Origin of the sequence: Oscillibacter sp. CU971 (assembly GCF_905219725.1) — a bacterium.
GTDB lineage: Bacteria > Bacillota > Clostridia > Oscillospirales > Oscillospiraceae > Oscillibacter.
In genome coordinates this window covers 1-1,726 of sequence record NZ_CAJMXG010000433.1, presented here as the reverse complement: position 1 = coordinate 1,726, position 1,726 = coordinate 1, and the positions used below count along the sequence as shown (strand labels likewise).

The following is a 1,726-nucleotide window of genomic DNA, read 5'->3' as shown; positions in this document are numbered from 1 at the left end:
TCTCGCCGGTCTTGAGGTCGTGAATACGGAGCACGTTCTGTTTGAATGAGATAGCATCCGCGGTACCGAAGCAGTTCTCTGAATAGTAGAGCATCTGCTCCGGGGTCATCTTGTAGCCAATCGCGTCATTGACATACATATTCAAGGTCTTCTGCGATTTTGGCAGCTTCTGCCTGAGTAAGATTAAACGGGCGGCCAAATCGTGAAGCTCTGTCCCCCGCTGAGTCGCGATATGATTACGAAAGGCCGTAGCAACCTTGTCTTCGTCATAGTTGATCCAGTGATACTTACTCGCGCCGAGAAAGGCGTGTTGGCCTTCAAGGTTTGAGTGCCTGTTGAAGTTCACGCAATACTTCCTCCTTGTTCTCGGGGGAGATGAAACGAGAAAAGGACATGCTGTTCATCAACCCCACATAGTATTCTTGGTTCGGCTGTCTCTTGGCTTTCGCGGATTTCTTGCACTCCAGGGAGGCCCACTTGGCTCCGTACAGAATCAGAAGATCGGGGATACCCTGTATCTGATCCATCTTGAACACCATGCAGCCCGGAAAGAGTTTTTTGAGCTTCGCAATCAACCGATCCTGAAACCCACTCTCCAACCGCGCACTTCTCGCCATAAGCGGACCCTCCTTTCCAAAAGTAAAAGAGGAAGTGTGTCATTTTCAAAAATGGCGCTTTTATCCTCTCTCTTCATAAAAGGGCATGTTTTTTTCGCGTGCCGGAAAACAGCGCAAAAAGAAGAGCCCATGTTCCTTAAACACAGGCTCTCACAAAATATGGTTCATTTCCATCAAATCCCAGCGGTCACGCCGTCACCAGAAGTCGGGGCAGTTTTTGCAGACCATCGTATAGCATCCTCGAACCGTCGGCAAAATATACGACGATGGTCATGTAGTCGTACGGACGATAATCGACCACCAGCTTCGCCCAAGTAGGCAGCCGGGTCTTGAAGTCCTTGTAAATATCGCCCCATGTGATTTTCTCGCTCATAAAACCTCCTCATGTCCGTTTTGGACACTTGTCCACTCTTTTGAGGCCTTATGACTATATACCTTAAATTTTTTATCGCAATTACTTAAGAGAAAAAGTGGGCGAAGTGGGCAGAGAGCCCTCAAACCGTTGAAAACACTGGGTTTTTGCTGGCCACTTTGGGGTTTCAAAAGTGGCCAAATGGCCGGAAAAAGTGGACAAGTGGCCGTTTTCACTCTTTCGTGAGCCTTTAGAATCCGCTGCAAAAGTGGCCAGAAAATATGACCTGGAACTACCAAAAGTAGGAGCAGATTTAACCGCGAAAATGGCCCGAATCCTATCCTAAGTTAGAAATATTTCTATTCTAAGATAGACAAGACCGGGCCAAAATCGTACTCTTAAACTTACTTCAATCTCCGCATTTCCAATTCCCTCGCTTCCTCAAATGCTTTTTCCAGCTTTAACGCCGTCCGTACACTTTCCTCAAACGACCGCTGAGCCGCTTGAATGATCCGATCAACGATGGTATCGCCCCGCGAAATATCCATACTCGGCTGCTCCGCTGGTACGGACGGAATAAGGAACCCAACCTCCTCCATCCGCTTATGGCCACAGGTGGATACGAACGGACACGTCTGACACTTGGCGGCTAATTTTGATAAGCCCATTATGCTAACCTCTTTCCCACCGTTCATCCTTTGTTAGAAAGTTGCTACGACTCGGCATCCGGGCTAAATATGGCGGTCTGATTTTACAG

3 protein-coding genes and 1 pseudogene are annotated in these 1,726 nt (G+C 48.0%); all 4 read right to left on the bottom strand.

Going from position 1 to position 1,726, the window contains the following annotated elements:
- A pseudogene (locus JX325_RS16265) lies at positions 1 to 346 on the bottom strand (DUF2800 domain-containing protein); the annotation flags it as partial.
- Positions 318 to 617, bottom strand: a complete 300-nt coding sequence (locus JX325_RS16260; RefSeq protein ID WP_204792082.1) for a hypothetical protein — start codon at positions 615 to 617, stop codon at positions 318 to 320. The gene JX325_RS16260 and the pseudogene JX325_RS16265, both read right to left, overlap by 29 nt.
- Before the next feature lie 187 nt (positions 618 to 804).
- Positions 805 to 990: a hypothetical protein gene (locus tag JX325_RS16255; RefSeq protein WP_204792081.1), complete on the bottom strand. Its 186-nt coding sequence runs from the start codon at positions 988 to 990 to the stop codon at positions 805 to 807.
- A 383-nt stretch (positions 991 to 1,373) separates the two neighbouring features.
- Positions 1,374 to 1,517, bottom strand: a complete 144-nt coding sequence (locus JX325_RS16250; protein WP_204792080.1) for a hypothetical protein — start codon at positions 1,515 to 1,517, stop codon at positions 1,374 to 1,376.
- Positions 1,518 to 1,726: the final 209 nt, after the last annotated feature.